This is a genomic window from Wenyingzhuangia gracilariae, from assembly GCF_056387575.1.
The window spans coordinates 1,687,073-1,705,364 of the sequence record NZ_CM150748.1 but is presented as its reverse complement, the minus strand read 5'-3'; the positions used below and the strand labels follow the sequence as shown (position 1 = coordinate 1,705,364).

The 18,292-nt window shown below is 31.7% G+C and carries 17 protein-coding genes and 1 riboswitch; of the genes, 6 read left to right on the top strand and 11 right to left on the bottom strand.

Annotation, left to right across the window (positions count from 1 at the left end):
* Positions 1 to 2 precede the first annotated feature (2 nt).
* Positions 3 to 1,256, bottom strand: coding sequence for a methionine adenosyltransferase (metK, locus tag ACY2IJ_RS07475; protein ID WP_476723739.1), 1,254 nt, complete (start codon positions 1,254 to 1,256; stop codon positions 3 to 5).
* A gap of 312 nt (positions 1,257 to 1,568) precedes the next feature.
* Here metK and ACY2IJ_RS07470 point away from each other — a divergent pair, with 312 nt between their 5' ends.
* Entirely contained in the window at positions 1,569 to 2,843 is a 1,275-nt protein-coding gene (locus tag ACY2IJ_RS07470; RefSeq protein ID WP_476723738.1) for an O-acetylhomoserine aminocarboxypropyltransferase/cysteine synthase family protein, read from the top strand.
* A 58-nt stretch (positions 2,844 to 2,901) separates the two neighbouring features.
* Here ACY2IJ_RS07470 and ACY2IJ_RS07465 read toward each other — a convergent pair whose 3' ends face one another.
* Positions 2,902 to 3,690 carry a DUF6503 family protein gene (locus tag ACY2IJ_RS07465; protein ID WP_476726525.1) on the bottom strand — a complete coding sequence of 263 codons (789 nt, stop codon included), beginning with the start codon at positions 3,688 to 3,690 and terminating at the stop codon, positions 2,902 to 2,904.
* Positions 3,691 to 3,841: 151 nt separating this feature from the next.
* A riboswitch (SAM riboswitch) is annotated at positions 3,842 to 3,964 on the top strand.
* A 109-nt stretch (positions 3,965 to 4,073) separates the two neighbouring features.
* Here ACY2IJ_RS07465 and ACY2IJ_RS07460 point away from each other — a divergent pair.
* The 4 genes from ACY2IJ_RS07460 (at position 4,074) to ACY2IJ_RS07445 (ending at position 10,011) form a co-directional block, all read left to right on the top strand.
* Positions 4,074 to 5,048, top strand: a complete 975-nt coding sequence (locus ACY2IJ_RS07460) for an alpha/beta fold hydrolase (protein ID WP_476726524.1) — start codon at positions 4,074 to 4,076, stop codon at positions 5,046 to 5,048.
* A gap of 197 nt (positions 5,049 to 5,245) precedes the next feature.
* Positions 5,246 to 7,672 carry a bifunctional aspartate kinase/homoserine dehydrogenase I gene (thrA, locus tag ACY2IJ_RS07455; protein ID WP_476726523.1) on the top strand — a complete coding sequence of 809 codons (2,427 nt, stop codon included), beginning with the start codon at positions 5,246 to 5,248 and terminating at the stop codon, positions 7,670 to 7,672.
* 162 nt (positions 7,673 to 7,834) lie between these two features.
* A complete protein-coding gene (locus ACY2IJ_RS07450) occupies positions 7,835 to 9,007 on the top strand; it encodes a trans-sulfuration enzyme family protein (protein ID WP_476726522.1) in 1,173 nt (390 codons plus the stop codon).
* Between the two features lie 287 nt (positions 9,008 to 9,294).
* Entirely contained in the window at positions 9,295 to 10,011 is a 717-nt protein-coding gene (locus ACY2IJ_RS07445) for a 3-ketoacyl-ACP reductase (RefSeq protein ID WP_476726521.1), read from the top strand.
* Between the two features lie 51 nt (positions 10,012 to 10,062).
* Here ACY2IJ_RS07445 and mazG read toward each other — a convergent pair whose 3' ends face one another.
* From mazG to ruvX, 9 genes are all read right to left on the bottom strand, one after another.
* Complete coding sequence (gene mazG, locus ACY2IJ_RS07440; RefSeq protein ID WP_476726520.1) at positions 10,063 to 10,845, bottom strand: nucleoside triphosphate pyrophosphohydrolase; 783 nt, start codon at positions 10,843 to 10,845, stop codon at positions 10,063 to 10,065.
* A gap of 148 nt (positions 10,846 to 10,993) precedes the next feature.
* Positions 10,994 to 11,428, bottom strand: a complete 435-nt coding sequence (locus ACY2IJ_RS07435; RefSeq protein WP_476726519.1) for a DUF5606 family protein — start codon at positions 11,426 to 11,428, stop codon at positions 10,994 to 10,996.
* Positions 11,429 to 11,445: 17 nt separating this feature from the next.
* On the bottom strand, positions 11,446 to 12,033 hold the full coding sequence (gene def / locus ACY2IJ_RS07430; RefSeq protein WP_476726518.1) for a peptide deformylase: 588 nt from the start codon (positions 12,031 to 12,033) through the stop codon (positions 11,446 to 11,448).
* A gap of 107 nt (positions 12,034 to 12,140) precedes the next feature.
* Positions 12,141 to 13,154: a dTDP-glucose 4,6-dehydratase gene (rfbB, locus tag ACY2IJ_RS07425; RefSeq protein WP_476726517.1), complete on the bottom strand. Its 1,014-nt coding sequence runs from the start codon at positions 13,152 to 13,154 to the stop codon at positions 12,141 to 12,143.
* The gene (gene rfbD, locus ACY2IJ_RS07420) at positions 13,155 to 14,012 is read right to left on the bottom strand and encodes a dTDP-4-dehydrorhamnose reductase (protein WP_476726516.1); all 858 of its coding nucleotides are present in this window, start codon (positions 14,010 to 14,012) and stop codon (positions 13,155 to 13,157) included.
* Positions 14,005 to 14,577 carry a dTDP-4-dehydrorhamnose 3,5-epimerase gene (gene rfbC, locus ACY2IJ_RS07415; RefSeq protein WP_476726515.1) on the bottom strand — a complete coding sequence of 191 codons (573 nt, stop codon included), beginning with the start codon at positions 14,575 to 14,577 and terminating at the stop codon, positions 14,005 to 14,007. Before rfbC ends, rfbD begins: the two co-directional genes overlap by 8 nt.
* Before the next feature lies 1 nt (position 14,578).
* Positions 14,579 to 15,454 carry a glucose-1-phosphate thymidylyltransferase RfbA gene (gene rfbA, locus ACY2IJ_RS07410; RefSeq protein WP_476726514.1) on the bottom strand — a complete coding sequence of 292 codons (876 nt, stop codon included), beginning with the start codon at positions 15,452 to 15,454 and terminating at the stop codon, positions 14,579 to 14,581.
* Between the two features lie 12 nt (positions 15,455 to 15,466).
* The gene (locus ACY2IJ_RS07405) at positions 15,467 to 16,561 is read right to left on the bottom strand and encodes a glycosyltransferase family 4 protein (protein WP_476726513.1); all 1,095 of its coding nucleotides are present in this window, start codon (positions 16,559 to 16,561) and stop codon (positions 15,467 to 15,469) included.
* A gap of 4 nt (positions 16,562 to 16,565) precedes the next feature.
* Positions 16,566 to 16,973: a Holliday junction resolvase RuvX gene (gene ruvX / locus ACY2IJ_RS07400; protein WP_476726512.1), complete on the bottom strand. Its 408-nt coding sequence runs from the start codon at positions 16,971 to 16,973 to the stop codon at positions 16,566 to 16,568.
* A 225-nt stretch (positions 16,974 to 17,198) separates the two neighbouring features.
* On the opposite strand from ruvX, the gene ACY2IJ_RS07395 reads away from it, so the two are divergent.
* Entirely contained in the window at positions 17,199 to 18,230 is a 1,032-nt protein-coding gene (locus ACY2IJ_RS07395; RefSeq protein ID WP_476726511.1) for a hypothetical protein, read from the top strand.
* Positions 18,231 to 18,292 lie beyond the last annotated feature (62 nt).

Sequence of the window (18,292 nt, the reverse complement as noted above, 5' to 3'; positions counted from 1 at the left end):
AACTACAGTTTAAAAGCTTGTTTTACTTTTTCTACGTAGTCTAACTTTTCCCAAGTAAAGGTTTCTACTTCTATTTCTTTTTTTCCTTCGTAAGGAGATTCAAAAACAACTGTTTTTACTTCTGGTGTACGTCCCATGTGTCCGTATGCAGCAGTTTCTGTATAAATAGGATTTCTTAGTTTTAGTCTAGTTTCAATAGCAAAAGGTCTCATGTCAAAAATAGAAGCTACTATTTCTGCAATTTGTCCATCTGTTAAATCAACTTTGCTCGTTCCGTAAGTGTTTACAAAAATCCCCATAGGTTCTACCACACCTATTGCGTAAGAAACTTGTACTAAAATTTCATCAGCAATTCCTGCTGCTACTAAGTTCTTAGCAATATGGCGAGTTGCATAAGCTGCAGAACGGTCTACTTTACTAGGATCTTTACCAGAAAAAGCACCACCACCGTGTGCACCTTTACCTCCGTAAGTGTCTACAATAATTTTACGACCTGTTAAACCAGCATCCCCATGAGGACCCCCAATTACAAATTTACCAGTAGGGTTAATGTGGAATTTGATATCATTACCAAACAAGGCCTGTGTGTCAGCATCAAAACTAGCTTTAACTCTAGGGATTAAAATATTAATAATGTCTGATTTTATTTTAGCTAACATGGCTTCATCTTCATCAAAATCATCATGTTGTGTAGAAACTACAATGGCATCAATACGTTCAGGTTGGTTGTCGTCAGAATATTGTAAAGTTACTTGTGCCTTTGCATCTGGACGTAAATAAGTAATGTCCTTCATTTCTCTACGCAAAACAGCCAATTCTTTTAACAAACGATGAGAAATTTCTAAAGCCAAAGGCATATAGTTTTCTGTTTCGTTAGTTGCGTAACCAAACATCATTCCTTGGTCACCTGCTCCTTGTTCTTCTTTACTAGCTCTATCTACTCCTTGATTAATGTCTTGAGATTGTTCGTGAATAGCAGACAATACTCCACAAGAATTTCCATCAAATTGATACTCTCCTTTGGTGTATCCAATTTTGTTAATGGTATCACGAGCAATTTGTTGAACATCTAAATAAGCTTTAGATTTTACTTCTCCTGCCAATACTACTTGTCCTGTGGTTACTAAAGTTTCACAAGCTACTTTAGAATCTGCATCATAGGCCAAAAAATGATCTATTAAAGCATCAGAAATTTGATCTGCAATTTTATCTGGATGTCCTTCTGAAACAGACTCCGATGTAAATAAATATGACATATCTATTTTTTGTTTTAATTAAAATTTAATACGCTGATTGCCATAGTCGGCTAAAGGAGTAGAAGTTTACTGCTTTAGCACTTTTTTTTATACAATTTTTTAGGTGTGTATTAAAAACAATACATCTTTTATTGTAAAAGAGGTGGCAATCAGTTCAAATCTTTCCTCTTGTATGGCACAAAATTATAAAAAAGAATGGAATACAGAGAGATAAATTTGGGATTCTTTTTTTTGATAAAACAATGTGGCAAACGGGAGGTAGGTTTTATATATTTGTTTATTAGACGGCTAGAAATTATTAAAAAAATAAAAATGGATAATCAAAGGTTAGAAACTTCTGCATTACATGCAGGTCACGATGTAACAAACACACAAGGAACAAGAGCAGTTCCTATTTATCAAAGTTCTTCTTATGTGTTTAACAACACAGAACACGCAGCCAATTTATTTGGATTAAAAGAATTAGGATTTATTTACACAAGATTAAACAATCCAACCAATCAAGTTTTACAAGATCGTTTGGCGGCTGTAGAAGGAGGAATTGGAGCGGTTGTTTTTGCTTCTGGAACCTCTGCAATTGCTACCGGATTGATGACCTTGTTAAGAGCAGGAGATCATATTGTAGCTTCAAGTAGTTTGTATGGAGGAACGTTTACATTGTTAAATGTTACGTTGCCAAGATTAGGGATTACAACAACATTTGTAGATGCATCTAACCCAGAAGAGTTTAAGGCAGCAGTACAAGAAAACACTAGAGCCTTTTTTGTAGAGTCTTTAGGAAATCCAAAATTAGATGTGTTGGATTTAGAAGTAATTGCTGAACAAGCAAAAGCAGCTGAAGTACCTTTTATTGTAGACAACACAGTGGCATCACCAGCATTGTTAAACCCTATTAAGCACGGAGCTAATTTGGTAATTCACTCATTAACAAAATATATTGGGGGTCAAGGAAATTCTTTAGGAGGAGCTATTATTGATGCAGGTACTTTTAACTGGGCTAATGGAAAGTTTCCTGAGTTTACAGAGCCATCAGCAGGATACCACGGATTGGTGTATCACGAAGCTTTAGGAGCAGCAGCATTTACTTTTAAATTAATTTTAGAAGGATTGCGTGATTTTGGAGGAGCTTTAAGTCCTACAAATGCTTTTAACATTATTCAAGGTTTAGAAACTTTACCAGTAAGAATTAAGCAACACAGTGCAAATGCTTTGGAATTAGCTACTTGGTTAGAAGAAAGAGAAGAAGTGGCATGGGTAAATTATCCAGGATTGGAATCTAGTAAATACTACGATTTGGCTAAAAAATACTTGCCAAACGGACAAAGCGGTTTGTTAACTTTTGGTTTAAAAGGTGGTTACGAAGCAGCTAAAAAGTTTACAGATGCTACTCAAATATTTTCTTTACTGGCAAATATTGGAGATACCAAATCTTTAATTATTCACCCAGCAAGTACTACGCACCAACAATTAACGGTAGAAGAGCAAGCAGGAGCAGGGGTAACTCAAGATTTAATTCGTTTGTCTGTAGGTTTAGAAAACGTAGAAGATTTAAAAGCAGATATTGCCAATGCGTTTGCAGCATTGTAATTAGCAATTTATAGAATGTAAAAAACTCGTTTTTGATAAAATCAAAAACGAGTTTTTTTTAGTTTTCATTATGGGGTAAATGAACAATGTTTTCTAATTCTATTCTAGAAACTTCTTCAAGTTTATTTTGTTCGTATAATTTAGGGATTTCGGATAATTTAAGTTCCTTAGGAGCTTTGTAATTCATATAGTCCTGAAATAAAATTCCCTCAACATTTCTTTGGTTGTAGGCACTTCTAAAACGTATTCCACCACCATTTACATCATATTTATAAGCAATATAATCAACAGTATTGGTTTGTGTATTGGTCCAATAATAGAACATGTCTTGATAATCTTCTCCGCCTCCTTCTTGGTCAAACGTTACCTGAGTAACATTGTATTCTTTATTTTTAATGGTTGTGAACCCTTTGTCTGCTTTGTTTACAGAGGCATCATTTAATTTGTAAGGCAGTAGCGTAAAATAAATAACAGAATTTAAAGCACCTGTATGTTTTTTAATTTCTGCAGCAGATAAGTTTACTTTTTTGTTTTGTTGGTAGCGAGTAAATTTTCCGTTTTCTAAAACATCTACAGTTTGTGTAGCATCATTGTTTTTAGTAACTGTATATTTATACGCACCATTGTTGTTGGTAAAAGTGTATTCATCACCTCTAAAAGTAAAAGCGTAAGAAGCATTATCGTATAAGTTACCTCCGTGTGCAGCAATGGCATTGTTAATGTTTTTTTCTGCGGTTGATATGTTTTCTTGGTAATTTTGAACTTGTAGTGGTTTGGCTTCTTTGGTTTTGCAAGAATAACTAAGCAAAAGGGGTAAGGATAAAAGAAGAGCGGTAATATATTTCATGATGATTTGTTTTAATAACTCGGTTAAAAAGTACTACACAAAAATGATGCTAGATTATTTTGTAATTACTCGATGTAATCGTCTATAAATTAAATTGGTTATCTATAATATAATTTATAACTTTGCTGCCAGCTCATTAAGTATTTATAGTATGTTATCATGAAAGGTAGAGGGAATAGACCCGTTGAAGCCTTAGCAACCCTTTTCTAGAATTTCTAAAATTCATAAAAAAGAAGGTGCTACGTTCTACCAACAAAAGTTGGATAGATAACCAAGAGCAATTCTCTTACAAAATCAAGATAACTTACAAACTACGCGCAACCCTAACTAAAGTTTTTAGTTTAGAATAAAAGGGGTATGGGGCTTTAAATGATTTTAAGACATTGAATAAAAGTTTACAACATAGAACCTTAAAAGATTACACTACATTAGTAGGAGTATATTATGCTAGTTTAGAACTTTCTTACGAAGTTTTTGGACAGCCATTACACACAGCTCCTATAGTGTTGGTAAACCATGCGTTAACAGGTAATTCCGATGTAGCTGGTGAACACACAGGTTGGTGGAAAGGAATTGTATCTAAAGGAAATTTAGTAGATACAGATAAGTACACCATTATATCTATTAATATTCCAGGAAATGGCTATGACCACAAACCAGAAAATTTAATTGATGATGTAAAAAGTTTTACCGCTAGAGACATTGCTAAACTGTTTGGTTTGTTGTTGGAAGATTTAGAAATCAACAAATTACACGCTATTTTGGCAGGGTCTTTAGGAGGAGGAATTGCTTGGGAAATGGCAGTATTATTTCCAGATTTAGCAAAATATGTTATTCCAATAGCATCGGATTGGAAAGCAACAGATTGGATTTTAGCTCACAACAAAGTACAGGAGCAAATACTAACCAATTCTAAAAAACCAGTTCACGATGCCCGTATGATGGCTATGTTGTTTTATAGAACAGCTGCTTCTTTTAAAGAGAAATTTAACAGAACTCAAAATGAAGCTTTGGGAATTGCCAATGTAGAAAGTTGGTTGTTGCATCATGGATATAAATTAGAACAAAGGTTTGAATTAAAGGCTTATAAAATGGTGAATCATTTATTAAGCACGTTGGATATTACCGAAGGAAGAGGAAGTTTTATAGAAGTTGCCAAAACCATAAAGGCTAACATTATTCAGATAGGAATAGATTCAGATTTCTTTTTTGTGCCAGAAGAAAATAGAGAAACACATCAGCTGTTAATAGAGTCAGGAGTATCATCAGTGTATAAAGAAATTACCTCTATTCATGGTCACGATGGATTTTTGGTAGAAGACGATCAGTTAAAAGAATTGTTAAAAGACGTGTTTTAACAATTCAGAAGTGAAGTAGTTAAAAGAATATTAGAATATAGGGCTTCAAGCGTAGTCGAGAAGTAAATTAGTAGAGGTCTGTTTGAATTTTTTTAATGTAGTAACGTACTAAAAAAAGAGAGAGAACAGATTTATAAAAAGTTGAATTGTTTAAGCAAATTGTACACTTCAACCCATAAACAAATAAACCTCAAGAAATGAAAGTATTAAAGTTTGGAGGAAAATCACTAGCTAACGGAAAAGGAATACAAAGTGTTATTTCTATTCTTTTAAATAAAATACAAAACAAAGAAGAAGTTGTAATTGTTGTTTCGGCAAGAGGAACTGCTACAGATGATTTGTTAGAATTGTTAGAGAGTGCAAAAAAGGGAGAAGATTACCAGGTTGCTTTTGATATTTTTAAAAATTATCAAATGGAGCCATTGCCAACTATAGATTTTTCTGAAGAGTTTACTTTTTTAGAAAAAATATTTGAAGGTGTTCATTTGTTAGAAGATTACAGCCCAAAAATAAAAGATTTGGTGACAGCTTATGGAGAGTTGTTGTCTGGTAAAATGGTAACCGCTTTGTTGGCAAAGCAAAATATAAATGCTCAATACACAGATTCTAGAAGTTTATTTAAAACGGATAATATTTATGGAGCTGCTACTTTGTTAGAAGAGATAACAGAGGAAAATGCTAAAAAATATTTTTCTGCTATAGATTTGTCTACTACGGTGCCTGTAGTTACAGGATTTGTAGGAGCAAGCTTAGATGGAGAAACCACAACCATTGGTTTAAACGGTAGTAATTATTCAGCTTCTTTAATTGCAGGTTATTTAAATGCAGAAGAATTGGAAAATTATACCATTGTAAGTGGTATTTATACGGCCAACCCAATGTTGGTTTCCAATGCCCAAAAAATAAATCACTTGTCTTTTAACGAAGCAAATGAATTGGCCAATTTGGGAGACAATGTATTAGATGCCAAAGCGATTATTCCTTTGGTTAAAAAGAACATCTCTTTACGTATACTAAATACATTTGAGCCAGAAAGTCCAGGAACTTTAATCAACGCAGAACAAACTTCTAAAAACGGAATTAGAGCCATTTCTGTACAAGAAAACATGGCTTTGGTAAGTTTAGAAGGTAGAGGTTTGTTAGGGAAAGTTGGGATTGATGCACGTTTGTTTACCGCTTTGCAAAAAGAAAATGTAAGTGTGGGAATTATTTCTCAAGGTTCTTCGGAACGTGGAATTAGTTTTGTTGTAAATGGAACCGATGCCCACAAAGCCAAAGATGCTTTAGGGAACGAATTTAATTTAGACTTTTTAAGTAATGATATTAATAAAATAACCATTACAAGAGGAGTAGCAGTCGTATCTATTTTAGGGAATTCATTAAGTTCTTTTAAAACTAGCTACACAGCATTGGTGAATAATAACATAAAACCGTTGTTAATTAACAACACGGTAACAGGTAATAACGTTTGTTTAGTGATAGATAATAAAGAATTAAGAAAAGCAGTAAACGTAATGCATGGTGAAATTTTTGGAATTGCCAAAAAAATTAATGTAGCTGTTTTTGGAGTTGGTTTGGTAGGTGGAACCTTAATCAAACAAATATTAGAAAGCAAAAAGAATATTTTAAAGCGTAAAGGAATAGACTTAAATGTATTTGCCGTTGCAAACTCTAAAAAAGTTTATTTTAATGCAGAAGGAATTCAAACTACTTGGAAGCAAGGTTTAAAAGAAAACGGAATACCTTATAAAGGAATAGATGCTGTTGTTAAATATGCCAAAGAACATCATTTAGGAAATTTAATTGCTGTAGACAATTCTGCCAGTGCAGGAATGACAGAAAATTACATTCCGTTAATAGAAAACGGATTTAATTTAGTGTCTTCTAATAAAATAGGAAATACAAAATCGTTAGACTTTTATAATGAGTTGCGTTTGGCGTTGCTACAAAACAGAAAACAATATTTATACGAAACCAACGTAGGTGCTGGTTTGCCTTTAATAGACACCATTAAGTTGATGCATGCATCGGGTGAAAATATCACAAGAATTAAAGGGGTGTTTTCTGGAACATTAAGTTATTTGTTTAATAATTTTTCTGCTAAAGATGTAAAGTTTAGCGAAGTGTTAAAAGAAGCAGCAGACCAAGGGTTTACAGAACCAGATCCTAGAGAAGATTTAAATGGGAATGATGTAGGTCGTAAATTGTTAATTTTAGCTCGTGAACTAGACTTAGAAAATGAGTTTAGCGATGTGCAAATTCACAATTTAATTCCCGAAAACTTAAGAGATGGAGATACACAATCTTTCTTAAATAAATTAGAAGATTTAGATCCTATTTATCAGGTAATTAAAGACAATCAAAAACCAAATCACGTATTGCGTTATATTGGAGATTTACATGGAGATTTGGCATCAGACAAAGGAGTTTTAGAAGTAAAATTAGTTTCTGTTCCTAATGATTCTGCTTTAGGACAAGTAAAAGGAGCCGATTCTATTTTTGAAATTTACACAGAATCATACGGAGAACAACCTCTTGTAATTCAAGGAGCCGGAGCCGGAGCCGATGTAACTGCACGTGGAGTTTTTGGAGATATTATGCGATTGACAGAATTGGAGCTATAGCCCCAATTAGTACAAAGTACTGAGTAGTCAGTATTAAGTTTTAAAAAAAATATAAAGAGTTGGTACGGTACTTTATATCGCCTACTCGTTACTAAAATTATACACGCAAAGTTAATAAGTCTCAGTACTTAATACTTTGTACTCATTACTAAAGCGAATAAAATGAGCGAAAAAAAGAATTTTGAAACCCTAGCGGTAAGAACCCAAACAGAAACAACACAGTTTTCTGAACATTCGGTTCCGTTGTATTTAACATCAGGATTTGTATTTGAAGATGCAGAAGAAATGAGAGCTTCTTTTGCCGAAGAAAAACAACGCGATTTATATAGTAGATATAGCAACCCCAATGTAAATGAGTTTGTAGATAAAATTTGTTTAATGGAAGGAGCAGAAGCCGGATTTGCTTTTGCAAGCGGAATGGCAGCAATTTTTTCTACGTTTGCTACTTTGCTAAATGCAGGTGACCATGTGGTTTCTTGTCGTTCTGTATTTGGTGCTACTCATGGTTTGTTTACCAAGTATTTTCCAAAATGGAATATTGAGTGTTCTTATTTTGATGTAAATGATGTTGAAAATATAGAAAAATTAATTCAGCCCAACACCAAATTTATTTATGCAGAAACTCCAACCAATCCTGGAGTTGATGTGTTGGATTTGGAGTACCTATCTGCCATTTGTAAAAAGCATGGTTTGTTGTTAATTATAGACAACTGTTTTGCGACACCTTATTTGCAACAACCTATTAAGTTTGGTGCCGATTTGGTAATTCATTCGGCTACTAAATTAATAGATGGACAAGGAAGAGTGTTAGGAGGAATTACGGTAGGAAAAAAAGAATTGATTCGCGAAATTTATTTATTCTCTCGTTTAACAGGTCCGGCTTTAAGTGCATTTAATGCTTGGGTATTGTCTAAATCTTTAGAAACATTGGCGGTGAGAGCCGATAGACAATGTGACAACGCTTTAAAATTGGCTGAATTTTTAGAAAGCCATCCTAAGGTAAAGTGGGTAAAGTATCCGTTTTTAAAATCGCACCCACAATACGAAATTGCAATTAAGCAAATGAAGTTAGGAGGAACTATTGTGGCTTTTGAAGTAGAGGGTGGAGTAGAAGGAGGACGTAACTTTTTTGATCATATAAAAATGTGTTCTTTGTCTGCCAATTTAGGAGATACTAGAACTATTGTAACGCATCCTGCAAGTACTACACATGCTAAAGTAGAGGCAGAGGTAAAACAAGCAGTAAATATTACCGATGGAATGGTACGCTGTTCTTTAGGGTTAGAACATATTGATGATATTATAGCTGATATAAAACAAGCTTTAGAGGCTTAAAAAAATGAAAACCGAGTTTGTATAAACTCGGTTTTTTTATGTGTTGTTTAGTATTAGGGATTGAGCTATTTGTTTGAGCTCTTTTAAATGCTGAACTTGTTTCAGGATTTAAAAAGCGAGTAGTGAAAGCCCGACCTACGTATATTTTGTAATAAAATGGAAAAATATATGTAGGGAATACCCAAAAAGATAGACTGTAAAATGGTGTAAAAACAGATGAAAAAAAAGAGGTAAGCATTGTAGGTTGATAAAATGCTTGTTAAATTTGACATAAAAAAACAAGAAATATGATTAGTTTAAAAGGTAAAAATGCATTGATAACTGGTGCAGGAAAAGGAATTGGTAAAGCGATTACATTGGCATTGGCTGCAGAAGGTGTAAATGTAGCTTTGTTGGCTAGAACAGAAAGCGATTTGTTAACTGTGGTTAAAGAAGTAAAGGCTTTTGGAGTAAAGGTAGTAACTGTGGTTACAGATGTGGCTTCTTTAGAGTCTGTTAACAAGGCATCTGGAGTTGTTTTTAACCAGTTTGATAGCATTGATATTTTGATAAACAATGCAGGTGTTGGTGGTTTTGCCAAGTTTTTAGAAATGGAGGTTAAAGATTGGGAGCATATTATTCAGGTAAATTTAATGGGAACGTATTATGTGACCAGAGCTTTTTTACCACAAATGATAGAAAGAAATACAGGAGATATTATAAACATATCTTCTACAGCAGGTTTAAGAGGTGCAGCAGTAACAAGTGCTTATAGTGCATCTAAATTTGCCGTATTAGGGTTGACAGAATCTTTAATGCAAGAGGTAAGAAAACACAATATTAGAGTAACTGCATTAACTCCAAGTACAACAGCTACAGACATGGCAATTGATATGAACTTAACGGATGGAAATCCTGAAACTGTAATGCAGCCGGTAGATATTGCTGAATTAATTGTAGCGCAATTAAAATTAAACAGACGTGTGTTTGTAAAAAATGCTGGAATTTGGTCTACAAATCCTTAAAAAAAATAAAGAGTTTACAATGTAAAACCCATTCAGAATGAATGGGTTTTTTTAGGATTCTAATTTTTTGGCTTCTTCCCAATACACATCCATTTCTTCTAAAGTTAGACTAGTAAGTTGAATGCCTTTTTTTAGTGTTTTTTGTTCTAAGTATTCAAAACGGTTTTTGAATTTTTTATTGGTTTTTTCTAATGCATTTTCTGGGTTTACACCAATAAAACGTGCGTAGTTTACCATAGAAAATAAAAGATCTCCAAATTCTGCTTCTATGTTTTTAGAAGTTCCGTTTTTTATTTCTTGATTGAATTCTTGTAATTCTTCTTGTACTTTTTCCCAAACTTGCTCTGGGTGTTCCCAGTCAAAACCAACAGCAGAAACTTTTTCTTGAATTCTATTGGCTTTTACAAGTGCAGGTAAAGAGTTGGGTACTCCTTGTAAAAGTGATTTGTTTCCTTTTTCTTTTAGTTTTAGTTGTTCCCAGTTTTGTTTTACTTCTTCTTCGTCTTTTACATTTACGTCTCCATAAATGTGTGGATGTCTGTGAATTAATTTTTCTGAAATACTAGTTGCAACATCACCAATATCAAAAGATTTAGACTCGCTTCCTATTTTTGCATAAAAAGCAATGTGCAATAGCAAATCTCCTAATTCTTTTTTAATTTCTTCTAGGTCGTTAGCAAGAATGGCATCTGCCAATTCATAAGTTTCTTCAATGGTTAAGTGACGTAAACTCTCTAAGGTTTGTTTTTTGTCCCAAGGGCATTGGTCTCTTAATTCGTCCATTATGGTTAACAAACGGTCTATAGCGGCTAGTTGTTCTTTTCTGGTATTCATTTTATTGGTAAAAAAGTATGGAGTACAAATTACAAAGTTATAGGTGAAGCATAAAAGGTTAAGAGGATAAAGTAAAAATAAAAAAAGCTGTTAACTATATTTGGTGTAAAATAGTTAACAGCTTTTTTGAAAAAAATGTTTTTTAAAATTATTCAGCAGCGTTTTGGGCTTCTTCTAGTTTTTTAAAGTCTTCTTTAATAGTTTCAAAATCAAAACCAGAAGTAACTAAAAGGTTGTACCATTGTACTACTTTTTTAATGTTAGAAACATAAACACGTTCTTCATCATATTCTGGTAAAACTTCGCTAAATAAAGATGTTAATTCGTTATTAGGAGCTTTGTGGCTAATTGCTTCTTTTCCTTCGTATTTTTTATGTAAAGCTAAAAATACTTCTCCTAAAGGAGCTTCTGTGTCGTATGTATAAATTCCTATATCGCTTAAAACACTTACGTTTTGTGTGTTTTTAACAGGTGCTTTTTTTCCATCTATTAAAGAAGTTGTAATAAACCCACCTTTTGTTTGTCCTAAAATTTCATACAATCCTGGTTTACCAGCAATTGCAATTACTTTTGTTAAACTCATTTCTAATTATGTTTAATTTATTTTCTTTTTGCGTTAAAGTATCGCATTCTATAATCTGCTCCAATTTTTCCTTTAGAAATATTTTCTAATTTCTTTTTTAGCAATCTCTTTTTTAAGGAAGATAATTTGTCTGTAAATAAAACTCCTTCTATATGGTCATATTCGTGTTGAAAAACTCTTGCAGCCAAACCACTAAAAGTAGCTTTGTGTGTGTTAAAGTTTTCGTCTTGGTAGGTTACGTTTATGGTTTCATTTCTCCATACATCTTCTTTAATTTCAGGAATACTTAAACATCCTTCTTCAAAAGCCCATTCATCACCTTCTTCACTTTCTATTTTAGCATTGATAAATACTTTTCTAAAAGATGCCAATTGCTCTTTTTCTTCAGGAGTAGCTTCTTCATCATCGGCAAAAGGAGTCGCATCAATTACAAATAATCTGATAGATTTACCAATTTGAGGAGCTGCCAAACCTACACCATTTGCGTTTTCCATGGTTTCCCACATGTTGGCAATTAAGGTAGAAAGTTCTGGATAATCTTTGTTTATTTCTTTACCTACTTTTCTTAAAACGGGGTCTCCGTAGGCTACAATTGGTAAAATCATAATATTTTGCTAAAATTTGATTGCAAAAGTACAAAGAATTGATTGATACTTTTGCATTACAATAGTAAAAAAGCCAAAGTGATGAACTTTGGCTTTTGATTTTTTTGTTAAGATGAGTATTTATCTAGATACCATTGGATGGTTTTTAAAATTCCAGATTCAAAATTTTCATCGGCTTTCCAGCCTAAATTAGTTTCAATTTTTGTGGCATCAATGGCATAACGTCTATCGTGACCTGCTCTATCTTCTACATAATTGATTAAATCTTTGTAGCTCCCCGATTTTTTAGGTTGTAGCTGATCTAAAATTTCACAGATTTTATCAGCAATGTAATTGTTGTTTCTTTCGTTACGACCTCCAATATTGTAAACTTCTCCAAAAGTTCCTTTGTGGTAAGCTAAATCTATTCCTTTGCAATGATCTAAGACATACAACCAATCACGAATGTTTTTTCCATCACCATAAATAGGGATAATTTCTTCGTTTAAGGCTTTTCTAATTACAGTTGGAATCAATTTTTCATCGTGTTGTTGGGGTCCGTAATTGTTAGAACAGTTGGTAATAATGGTGTTCATTCCATAGGTGTGATGGTAACTACGTACCAACATATCGCTACTTGCTTTGGAAGCACTGTAAGGTGAGTTAGGAGCATAAGAGGTGGTTTCTGTAAACAAACCTGTTTCTCCTAAAGTTCCATACACTTCGTCTGTAGAAACGTGTAAAAATTTACAATCTTGATATCCGTTTTTAAAAGTAAATGGTTTTTCCATCCAGTGTTTGTAAGCAATATCAATTAAGGTAAAAGTACCATTTACATTGGTTTCTATGAAAACTCCAGGATTGCTAATAGAATTATCTACATGAGATTCTGCTGCAAAATGAATTACTCCATGTACATCATTTTCTGTAAATATTTTCTCAATTAGCGGTCTATCACAAATATCACCTTTTATAAATGTGTGTCTTTCGTGATTTTCAACTTTATTTAAGTTTTCTAAACTTCCTGCATAGGTTAATTTATCTAAGCTGATTAATTTATAATCTGGATAAGATTCAATAAAATGATAGATAAAGTTAGAACCAATAAACCCTGCTGTGCCTGTGACTAATATTGTTTTCATTTATAGTTTTTTTAAACAGTTTGATAAAGATGTTTTCCAGTGAGGAATTTCTATTTGAAACGTGTTTTTAATTTTTGATTTGTTCATTAAGCTAAACAAAGGTCTTTCTGCTGCTGTAGGATAATCTTTGGTTTCTATAGGTAAAACTTTACAATTGGTGTTTGTTTGACTAAAAATTTCGAAAGCAAAATCGTACCAACTACAAACTCCTTCGTTAGAATAATGATAAGTTTCTACGTTACTGTTTTTAATTTTAGGTAAAATATCTAAGATTGTTTTAGCCAAGTCATAAGCATAGGTAGGAGTTCCTATTTGATCTGCTATAATGGTTAACAACTCTCTAGTTTCTGCCAATTTTAACATGGTTTTTACAAAATTGTTTCCAAAAGTAGAATACACCCAAGAGGTTCTAATAATTATAGAATTTTCTGGGTTTATTTTTTTCATGGCTTCTTCTCCCAACCATTTTGTTTTTCCGTAAACATTTATGGGGTTTGGAGTATCGTTTTCTTTAAAACCAGTATGATTGATTCCGTTAAAAACATAATCAGTAGAAGTGTGTACTAATTGGATGTTTTGAGCTTTGGCAACGGTAGCCAAATTAAAAGTAGCGGTGTTGTTTACAGCATTACACAAATCTGTTTGTTCTTCGGCTTTGTCTACAGCTGTATAAGCAGCACAGTTTAAAATAATGTTGATCTTGTTTGTGCTACAAAATTCTTCTACCTTTTTTAAATCGGTAATATCTAAATTAGTAACATCTGTAAAAAAGAAATTGTACTGACTGTAGTTATTTGCCAAAGATTGAATTTCGGAACCTAACTGACCATTAGCTCCTGTTACTAATATATTACTCATAGTAGTTGGTATTGTAGTCTAGTAATTCAGCTTTGCTTAAAGCAGGATTTTGTGTGTCTTTTTCTGACAAAACAAATTCACTAGGATTTAATTTCCAATCAATTTGTAAAGTAGGGTCATCAAAAGCAAGTCCTCTTTCATTTTCAAAACTATAAGGAGCATCTACTTTGTAGCTAAAAATAGCGGTTTCGCTTAACACAATAAATCCATGAGCAAATCCTTTAGGAACTAATAGTTGTTTTTTGTTTTCTGCGGATAATTCAACAGCTACATGTTGTCCAAAAGTAGGAGATCCTTTACGGATATCTACAGCAACATCTATTACACTTCCTTGAATAACTCTTACCAATTTGGTTTGTTCAAAACCATTTATTTGGTAATGTAAACCTCTTAATACCCCTTTGCTAGAACTAGATTCATTGTCTTGACAAAAGTTGATTGTATATCCTAAAAATTCTGCAAGCATATCTGCTTTAAAAGACTCCATAAAATAACCTCTATGATCTCCAAAAACTTTGGGTTCACAAACAATTATATCTGGTATTTCTGTACGTGTATATTTCATCTTATTTTTTGGCTCTTCTAATTAAGTATTGTCCGTATTCGTTCTTTTTCATTTCGTGCCCCAAAGCTAGTAATTGCTTTTTGTTAATATAGCCTTTTTCATAAGCAATTTCTTCTATACAAGCTACCTTTAACCCTTGTCTTTTTTCTATAGTATGTATAAAGTTAGAAGCTTCTAACATAGATTCATGGGTTCCAGTGTCTAGCCATGCATAGCCACGTCCCATTAACTGCACATTTAGTTCTTTATTTTTTAAATAAGCTTGATTTACAGAGGTGATTTCTAGTTCTCCCCTTTCGCTTGGTTTTACGTTTTGTGCAATATCAATTACGTTGTTGGGGTAAAAATACAATCCAGAAACCGCATAATCACTTTTAGGGTGTTTGGGTTTTTCTTCTATACTTAAAGCATTTTTGTTTTCATCAAATTCTACAACCCCATAACGCTCAGGATCACTAACGTAATAACCAAATATAGTTGCTTTTTTATCTTCTTTACAGCTTTTAATGGCATTGGTTAGTAAAGTAGGAAATCCTTGTCCGTAGAAAATGTTATCTCCTAAAATTAAGACAACATCATCATTACCAATAAATTCTTTACCAATAATAAATGCTTGAGCCAAACCTTCTGGATTAGGTTGAACTTCGTATGAAAGTTTTATTCCTAACTGGCTACCATCTCCTAATAAGTTTACAAAACGTTCCTGGTCTTCTGGAGTAGTGATTATTAAGATATCTTTAATACCTGCTAATAGTAAGACAGACAAAGGATAGTAAATCATAGGTTTGTCATAAATAGCTAAAAGCTGTTTAGAGGTAGCTTTTGTTAAAGGGTACAACCTTGTTCCTGATCCTCCTGCTAGTATGATTCCTTTCATAGTTTATTTTAATTAGTTCTGTAAAACAGATTTGTATATTTCTATAGTTTTTTGGGCTACGATATCCCAATTAAAAGTACTGGCATATTCTTTAGCTAATTTTAGTTGTTTAGTGTCTACTAAGCTTAGTTTGTCAATCCCTTTAGTAATTTCCTCAATATTATTAGGGTTGACCAGGATGGCATGTCCATTAGCAACTTCTGGGGCAGCTCCGGTTGTACTGGTTAATATTGGTAATTCATAGCTCATTGCTTCTATAATTGGAATCCCAAATCCTTCATAATAAGTAGGAAATAAAAAACCTTTTGCATTTTTATACAAAATACTTAACTCATTGTCTGTAATATAACCAGTATTTATAATTTTATTATTAAAATTTAATTCTGAAATAGTTTGAAGAAATTTATTTTTTGTATTAGTAGCTGTTTTTCCTGCATAAACAAGTTGGTGATGTTTACTTGCTTGAGAGTTAGCAAATCCTTTTAATAAGTTTATAGAGTTTTTTCTAATTGAGACTCCTCCAACAGTTAAGTAATAATTTTTAGAAATTAATTTATATTTGTTTAATATTTTTTGCTCAAATGAATAATCAATGTTAGAGGGTTGAAAAACTGGAGCTAAATGTATTACATGGATTTTATTAGCAGGGTAGTTAAAAAATTTGAGAAAATCTTGTTTTGTCTTTTCACTAACAGAAATAATTGCATCAGCATTTTTAGCAAAGTCGCTAAAAAGTTTCATTCTTTTTTTTTTAAAATATTCAGTAGTAAAATCTAAATGTTCATGTTCGGGTAAATGAACTGCTAAATCGTGAATAGTTGCTATTTTTTTTGTCCCCTTTATTTTTAAAAAAGGACTATGTAAACTGTGAGAAATTTCAGGATTAAATTTTCTTGAAAACAGAAATCTTTCTATATACCAATAATATTTTTTTTCTAAAATGGAGTTAGGTAATTTTTTCTTTTTTCTAAGTCTTTTTAAATTAAAGCCTAAAGCAAAATCTATAAAAGATTTTTTTTTGTAGGCTTTTTCTAAACATAAAATATAATGAGGGATACCTGTATAACCTTTTGTAAATAGTGTAGATGCTTCAATAATAACTTTCATGGTATTATATTTTATTTAAAAATTCTTGCAAAATAATAGTTGCACTAATTTTGTCTACCAATCCTTTGTTTTGTCTTTTCTTTTTACCAATACCACTAGCAATCATAGTGTCAAAAGCTATTTTAGAGGTAAAACGCTCATCAAATCTTTTGATGGGAATGTGATAAGTACTTTCTAGTTTTTTGATAAATTCTTTTATATAAACCTCACTTTCACTATGAGTACCATTCATCTGTTTAGGTTCCCCAACTACAAATAAATCTACAGTATTGTTTTTTAGGTATTGATTTAGATAGCTAAAAATTTCTTTAGTAGGAATGGTATCCAAACCAAAAGCCATCATTTTTAAATCATCGGTTTCAGCCAATCCGGTTCTTACAGTTCCGTAATCAAAAGCAAGTATTTTAGGCATATGTTTTATTAAATATAAGTTTTAGGTTACTAGAATTCTGTTTTATAAACTTAAGTTAGTAAAGATATTATATAATAATTTTCTTTTGTTTCTTTTAAAGTTAAAAACAAGATTGACCTTTAGTTTAGCTTATAATATTTTAATATAATTTAAAATTAATATTGTTCAAATATACAAAGGTTTATTTTTGTTTTATATTTACTTATTTTTAAAAAAAGTTGTAAAATGAATATTGTTCTAGTTGAATTTAATACTCATCATGATGAGTGTATTTTTTCTCAAGTAGCATTTTTAAAGACCTTACCTAATGTAAAGTTGTATTTAATATCTAACTATAGATTAAAAGATAGAATAGCTTATTTAGATGAATTTAATGAAACTTTATTTGTGAGAAGTAATCAGTGGGGGATTGGACATTTAAAAGTTTTGCAGTTTTTAAATAAAAACAAAATTGATAAAGTTATTTTTAATACGGTTCCTAATAAATCGGCTCATAATTTACTTAAGGTTTGTTCTAAAAAAAAGAGAGAATATTATGGTGTTTTACATAATTTAAAAGATCTTAAGAATACTAAGTACTTACATACCTATAAAACAATTAACGGTTTTTATTTATTAAATGATTATTTGTTAGAAAACACTAAAACCAATAACTTATTAAAAGCAAAGTTTGAATCTTTTTACCCTATTTTTTTTAAAGAATGTAATGAAGTTAAACTGAAGAAAGGGAAAGATGAAATATGGGTAACGATACCAGGTAAGATGGAGTTAAAACGTAGAAACTATGTACAGTTATTTGAGTTTTTTAAAGCAGGAAATTTAAATAAAAACATTAAACTTATTTTTCTAGGAAAAAGTGATCCAAATCTTTCTAAAGAATTTAAAAAATATGATTTGAATAATAATTGTATGTTTTGGGACGGTTTTATAGACAACAATATTTTTCATTCATATTTACAAAAAAGCGATTATATTTTACCTATAATACACAATAAACATATTTTGTCTAACGCATATCAATATAAAATTTCAGGATCTTTTAACCTAGCATTTTCTTATCATATACCTATGATATTAGACTCGTTTTTTAATCAATTTGAAGATTTTAAAACAACAGCATTATTTTATAAAAAAGAAGATAATTTAATAGCTGTTTTAAATAAACTAGAAAAACCAACTTGTAAGTTTAATAATGAAAAATGGAGTTTTGAATTTCAACAAAATAAATTTGTTAACCTTTTAACGTGTAACAAATAAATAAACATTTTTAGACAATTCATGTTGTAAAGCTTTTTACTAGGCTTAATTTATTTGGATGA